Genomic DNA, 6,328 nt, shown 5'->3' on the forward strand with positions numbered 1-6,328 from the left:
GCGCAATGCCACCCCACGGCTCGGACAATCCATCTCACAAGCCTGACTACGGGCTGCGTCCCGACCTGGTCGCCGGGCTCACGGCGGCGGCGGTTGTTCTGCCCAAAGCGATGGCCTATGCGACGGTGGCTGGCCTGCCAGTCAGCGTAGGGCTTTACACCGCCTTTGTTCCAATGATCGTTTATGCCCTTCTAGGCACATCGCGGGTCCTGAGCACCAGCTCAACTACGACCCTGGCGATACTTACCGCCGCAGAGCTGGGCATGGCGGTGCCGGACGGAGACCCCGCAAAGCTGATCACAGCGACTGCGACGCTGACCGCCCTCACCGGAGCCCTGCTTGTTGTCGCTTCTGTCCTTCGTCTCGGGTTCGTGGCAAACCTGATTTCAACGCCGGTACTGACCGGCTTCAAGGCCGGCATCGGTCTCGTGATCGTGCTGGATCAGGTGCCGAAGCTGTTCGGCATTCACATTGCGAAAGAGGGCTTCTTCCGCGACGTGCTTAGTCTCGTCCAGCACCTTCCCGAGAGCTCCTTTGCGACGCTGGTACTTGGGGTCACGGCGCTTGTCGTGCTCCTGATTACGGAGCGTATCTGGCCACACTCGCCGGCACCGCTGGCGGTGGTCGCCGCCGGAATCGCCGTTTCCTGGTTCGGTGGTCTGAGCGGTGCCGGTGTGGCAACGGTCGGTCTCATTCCCCAATCGTTGCCTTCCATAACTCTGCCGACTCCGGACCTCGTGATTACGCTGCTCCCCGGGGCCATCGGTATAGCGCTAATGAGCTTTACGGAGACGATTGCCGCCGGGAGGGCCTTTGCTGTCCGTTCGGATCCGCCGATCAGGGCGAATCGGGAACTTCTCGCCGTTGGCGCGGCCAACCTTTCGGGCGCTTTCTTCGGAGCCATGCCCGCCGGCGGCGGGACATCGCAGACGGCGGTGGTACGCTCCGTCGGAGGGCGGACGCAGAAGGCATCTTTCGTCACGGCTGCTGCCTCGGCGGCAACCATGCTGGCTCTGGCCCCGCTGTTGGGGCTTCTGCCGCAGGCTGTGCTCGCGGCGATCGTGATCGTCTATTCGATTGGTCTGATCCAACCGCTCGAATTCGCATCGATCCGCAAGGTGCGAACAATGGAGTTCCGATGGGCGCTCGCGGCGTTCCTTGGTGTGCTCGCATTCGGTACGCTTCAGGGCATCGTTGTTGCGATCGCGCTGTCGCTGATTGGCCTGTCCAGTCAGGCGGCGCGGCCGCGCATCCACGTGATCGGCCGCAAACGGGGCGAGGACCTGCTGCGCCCAGCATCGCCGGAGCACCCGGATGACGAGACCTTCGAAGGTCTTCTGATCGTCCGTCCGGAAGGAAGGCTCTTCTTCGCTAACGCCCAGCAGGTCGGCGACCGTATCCGGGAACTCGTTGCCGAAGACAAGCCAGGCGTCCTGATGCTCGACTTCAGCCGGGTCTTCGATATCGAATATTCTGCGCTGCAAATGATGATCGATGGCGAACGCCGCTTTGCGGAAGAGGGGGTCGCGATATGGCTGGCAGGCCTCAATCCGGATGTGCTTGACTACGTCCGAAGGTCCGGCTTCGCCAACCACGTTGGTAACGATCGCATGTTTCCCACCGCCGAAGCCGGCCTTCTGCGATATCTTGCTTCCTCCCGGGCCGCTACCAAGGATGGTTGATACTCGGACTGCTCGCATGCATCGCAAGGTGGAGGCGAGATCGAAAAAAGCGAAAACAGAAAAATGACGGCCGAGCGATCGCGCTTATGATATTTTCGGAAGCGCGTAACGCCAGTTGAGTTTGCGCCGGTGCAAACTATCGCCGGCTGCATAAGATTAACAGACAATTCTGTCCGACTGAACCACCGGAAGACGTCTGAAAGGAGTAATCCTATGCGAACAGAGTTTGAAGAGGGCCCGGAAGATGAGCGGAAGGAACCGCCCCTTTATCTCTACGAGTTGGAATTCCTGGTTGAGCCAGCTATCACCACCGCGAATAGTCGGCTTTTATATTTAGGGTATTTGCGAGCAGACGGACCCAAAAACGCTGTTCACGCGATAGACTCCGTGTGGTGGCTGAACCAACGCGGAACAAAGTCTCTTTCGCGTAGTTGCATTCCTGCCGAGACCGTCCGGCCGTGGCCCTGATCCCCTTTTGGGACAGGCTTGGATCAAGAACGCCTGACAATGAGGTGACGCCATGAGAGAACGCAAGGAGTCTTATGTTCCGTATCATGTTCAATACGAAATAAAGCCGCCCAAGGAGGACGGCCCCTATCTTCGGCGCGGCGCTGAATGTGCGGACGCGATCGAGGAGATGTTCAAGGATCAGATTGCACTTCCTTTCAACCACCTCACCTATATCCGGGTGCATGAGAAGGCCAGGGAAGCCGGTTGGCAGGATCAGGAGATCCGTAAGGCCATCCTGTTTTGGACCGACCAGATGATGCTTAGCCAGGTAGCAGGATCTGACGGAGAGGTCATCGACTATCTGGATGAATTCTGGCGCTGAAAAATGAGGCCCGAACGAGCCTTCTGATTGCCCCACCGGCTACGGACTGACCGCTGACTAACGCGCCTTTCCCGACTTTCGACCGAGCCCCATGGTCCTGGCAAGGCGGGAGCGAGCCTCGGCGTAGTTCGGTGCGACCATCGGGTAGGACCGATCAAGATTCCATCTCTTGCGATATTCTTCGGGCGTGAGATCAAAGGAAGTCTTCAAGTGCCGCTTCAGCGATTTGAACTTCTTGCCGTCTTCCAGACAAATTATGTAATCGGATGTGACCGACTTTTTGGGGTGCACTGCAGGCAGGGGGCTCGGCGAGGCAATTGCCGTCTCTTCGTTTCCCATCGCTGCCCCCGATAAAGCAGCATGCACGGTGTTGAGCAACATCGGCAAATCCGCGGTAGGTACTGCGTTATTGCGGACGTAAGCCGCCACCAACCTGGCCGTCAGGTCGACCAGCTTGCCCTTGTTCGACGCGATATCGAATTCTTCGATGATCATCCACCAATCCCCCACAAATCAAATATCTAAATCGTCAACCAATACTGCGCTCCTGCCGAGGCCAAAGCAACGTTGTCATGAAGATCGCATAGGCGATGGCCACCAGTATATAGGTGACCCGGGTGGAAAAGGACTCGGCGGCAGACCCCGGAAGCGGTGACACACCTGTTCCGAAAACGAGGAGGAAGATCGTCAGAGCACCCGCGTAAAGTTTGGCGGACGGCGCATGCATGGCAGCACGACCACCAAATACCAGGCCGGCCAGCAGTACCAATAGAAAGAGGAAAATGAGGGACGGCCGTACCTGAAGCAGCCCGAATGCGACGGACGCGGCTACACCTCCGGTGATATTGGTTATCACGAGCCCCAAGGCGGCGCGCGTGCTGGCGGCGACGTCGAATTGGGACAGCAGTGACACCACGGTTATCGGAATGACGATCGCCGTAGCCAGCCCTTCGCGTGTCAGACAGGCAACCACCGCGATCAGCAGTATGGCGGTGTTGGCTGCAGCGTAGCGTGCCGCACGCGGATATGTCGTCGCTGTCGCGACCTTGAGAGTAGGGCTACCTTTGTCTGGTATAAAAACGTATGCCAGCCACATCAAAAGCATTCCGGTCACCACACCCTGAACCAGGATCATAAGAATGGTGTCGCCGAGGTCTTCGTTCAGAATTGTGAGGAGCGGCACCATAACCGCAATGACCAGCACCAGAAAGATTGTGGGTCCGCCCTTGCCGTTGGCCTGCTGGTAGAAACATCCAAAGTAAATCAGTCCGAGCAGGAGCAAGAGAACGGGCGGCCTGTCGCCGGTCAGAACCGTCATGAATTGCAGAGATGCTCCGACGACAAGAATCAGCACTGTGACTGCCAACGCCTTTTGCAACGGCATGGGGCGGGAACTCGAGATCAGAAACTGTGCCGCAAACAATGGCCCAAGAAAGGGGATGATAGCCCCCGAATAGACCGACCAGGAAAAGCCGACCGCAACGGCAAGCGCTATGCGCAGACCCTTGCGCTTTACATTGACGCGGTCCTCCTCGTGCAAAAGAAGCGTATCAGCTGACATAGGTCAGGACCGAAAGGATCCGGATCCAGATGCGGCCGAGCGCATTGGTGACCGGATGGTCCCCGGTGTAGATAACCACATTGGCCTGCGAACCGTATCGCACACCCTTGGGCCGCCCTTCGTCGAGAACCAGGCGAATGGGAAAGCTCTGCGGTGCTCGCACCCACCCAGTGTCTGTGGAAATCTTCGGCAGGCCCGTTGCCGGGTCGACACTTCCCTGGGCAACCCCCATCCCGATGCCTTCAACCGTGGCGGCGAAAATCTGACCCGGGAGAACATCGAAAAGCACCTCCGCACGGTCGCCGGCTGCAACCATCTCGAGGCTGTTTTCCTTGAACGCGGCCGTGATCCAGATCGTGCCGGTATCGATGAAGGTCATTGCACTCTCGCCGGCGCTGAGCATACCTCCGACGGAAAGCTGGAGATTGGTGACGACGCCTTCCGCCGGGGCTGAAACCGTCGTGCGAAGCAGATCAAGCTGGGCTTTTTCAAGCGCCGCGAGCGCCTCCTGCAATTGCGGATTGTCTTTTCCTGCGGGCCCAAGCTCCTCCCGAGCACGCGCCAGGTCGGCTTCGGCTGCATCGACGCCGGCATTTGCCTGATCCAGCGCGGCCTCGGCCTCATCATGTTTGGCCTGGGCATAGATACCGCGCTTGACAAGTTCCACGGCGCGGGTGGCTTGATCCTGGACATTGACCCGGACTGCCTTCGACTCCACCACCTTGGCCTGGGCGACATCGACGGACGCCGTCGAAGCACCGATCGTCTGACCTACCCCCGCCAGGCGTGCTTCCGCCTCTGCCACGGCAATCCGGTACTGTTCCGGATCCAGCCGAAACAGCATCTGGCCGGGCGTCACGGCACTGTTGTCAGTCACGCCAACTTCAATAACCCGCCCGGTAACCTCGGGCGCTACGCCAACGACATAGGCACTGACGGTCGCCTGCGAGGAAGAAGGCGTGCGCCGCTCCATGAAAACCGTCACGACGAACAAAAGCAACGCCACCAGAAGCACGGCAATTGCGACCGTGCGCTGCGGGTTTTTCTCTTTCAGAGGCGCGCCCATTTTGTTTGGAGCATCATCACGAGGGGCTCCAGTTGCATCCGACGCCATGACGTTTCCCCCCAGTCACGCGGCCGCCGCGTTGGAAGGCAATTTAGTCCTAAGCGGCCGCCATCGCAAGCAAGCCGATGCGACATCGCGCTTGTCGAATCGCCGGAGAGGCGCGCACCCCTCGAACACTTTTGCATCTGTCTTGCGGGAAGACCAAAACAGGTAAATAATCACAAAGTACCGAGCTACCTGGGAAATCCAGATTGGCTGGGAAGGGGGCAGCACATGCAGCCGAACGTCACAATCCCTGAGCGCGCGCCGTCGCTCTTGAGAATGCTCGATTCAGTGCTTCAGATCGGACTTGTGGGCCTACTGATCTTTGCCTGTAGCCGCATCATATTGCCGTTTACCGGCATCCTGCTCTGGTCGGTGATCCTCGCGGTCATGCTCTATCCGCTGCACCAGCGCCTGGTCGCCCGTGTCGGCAATCGCTGGTCGGCGACGTTGATCGGGCTCGTCAGCGTTGCGCTGATGCTGGTCCCACTGGTCATGGTGGTGACGTCGCTTGGATCTTCCATACTGGAGTTCGTCTCGGGCTTGCAGGACAGCAGCCTGACGGTGCCTCCGCCGCCACCATGGCTTGCCGACCTGCCGGTGGTCGGCCAGAAACTGACCGAGACATGGGTGCTCGTCGAGACAAATATGCCGGCGGCGCTCGCCAAGTACGGCAAAATGCTCGGCGGCGTTGCCTCATGGCTGGCGTCGTTCGCGGGCGGTTTAGCCGCCGGTCAACTGTCGTTCGTACTTTCGTTCGCAGTGGCCGCCGTCCTCATCGCCTATGGTGAAGGCGCCACCGAATTCGCCAGTCGCCTGTTGGAACGCATCACCGGCAGCAAGGCGCAAGGCCCTCGGCTGGTTGCGATGACCGCCGCTACGATTCGGGGTGTGGCAGTCGGCGTTGTTGGTGTCGCGGTCATCCAGTCGCTGCTGATCGGCATAGGCTTTTTCGCCATAGGTCTTTCGTCAGCTGGCGTCTTGACGCTCGTGGTGCTGTTGTTTGCAATCGTGCAGGTGCCGGCGTTGCTGGTAACACTACCTGTCATCGCCTATGTTCTTGCGACGGAAGCGACCACGCCGGCGATCATCTTTTCGATCTGGACCGTCATTGCCGGGCTCAGCGACAACTTCCTCAAGCCATT

The 6,328-nt window shown here is 59.4% G+C and carries 6 protein-coding genes; 3 read left to right on the top strand and 3 right to left on the bottom strand.

Annotation, left to right across the window (positions count from 1 at the left end):
• Window positions 1-5 precede the first annotated feature (5 nt).
• Window positions 6-1,682: a SulP family inorganic anion transporter gene (locus C7476_RS25945; RefSeq protein ID WP_114432811.1), complete on the top strand. Its 1,677-nt coding sequence runs from the start codon at window positions 6-8 to the stop codon at window positions 1,680-1,682.
• Window positions 1,683-2,202: 520 nt separating this feature from the next.
• Window positions 2,203-2,514 (top strand): hypothetical protein, encoded by a 312-nt coding sequence (locus C7476_RS25955; RefSeq protein WP_114432813.1) that lies wholly within the window; start codon window positions 2,203-2,205, stop codon window positions 2,512-2,514.
• A gap of 57 nt (window positions 2,515-2,571) precedes the next feature.
• On the opposite strand, the gene C7476_RS25960 is transcribed toward C7476_RS25955, so the two are convergent.
• From C7476_RS25960 to C7476_RS25970, 3 genes are read right to left on the bottom strand one after another with little or no spacing between them, the layout of a single operon-like run.
• Window positions 2,572-3,009, bottom strand: coding sequence for a Ros/MucR family transcriptional regulator (locus C7476_RS25960; protein WP_114432814.1), 438 nt, complete (start codon window positions 3,007-3,009; stop codon window positions 2,572-2,574).
• 34 nt (window positions 3,010-3,043) lie between these two features.
• Window positions 3,044-4,075 carry a DUF2955 domain-containing protein gene (locus C7476_RS25965; protein WP_114432815.1) on the bottom strand — a complete coding sequence of 344 codons (1,032 nt, stop codon included), beginning with the start codon at window positions 4,073-4,075 and terminating at the stop codon, window positions 3,044-3,046.
• Window positions 4,065-5,141, bottom strand: a complete 1,077-nt coding sequence (locus C7476_RS25970; protein WP_245426599.1) for an HlyD family secretion protein — start codon at window positions 5,139-5,141, stop codon at window positions 4,065-4,067. Before C7476_RS25970 ends, C7476_RS25965 begins: the two co-directional genes overlap by 11 nt.
• A 273-nt stretch (window positions 5,142-5,414) precedes the next feature.
• Between C7476_RS25970 and C7476_RS25975 the strand changes: the two genes are divergently transcribed.
• Window positions 5,415-6,328 (top strand): AI-2E family transporter (locus tag C7476_RS25975; RefSeq protein ID WP_114432817.1); only part of this gene is annotated, 914 nt, incomplete at its 3' end.

The organism is Phyllobacterium bourgognense, from assembly GCF_003337575.1.
Taxonomy (GTDB): domain Bacteria; phylum Pseudomonadota; class Alphaproteobacteria; order Rhizobiales; family Rhizobiaceae; genus Phyllobacterium; species Phyllobacterium bourgognense.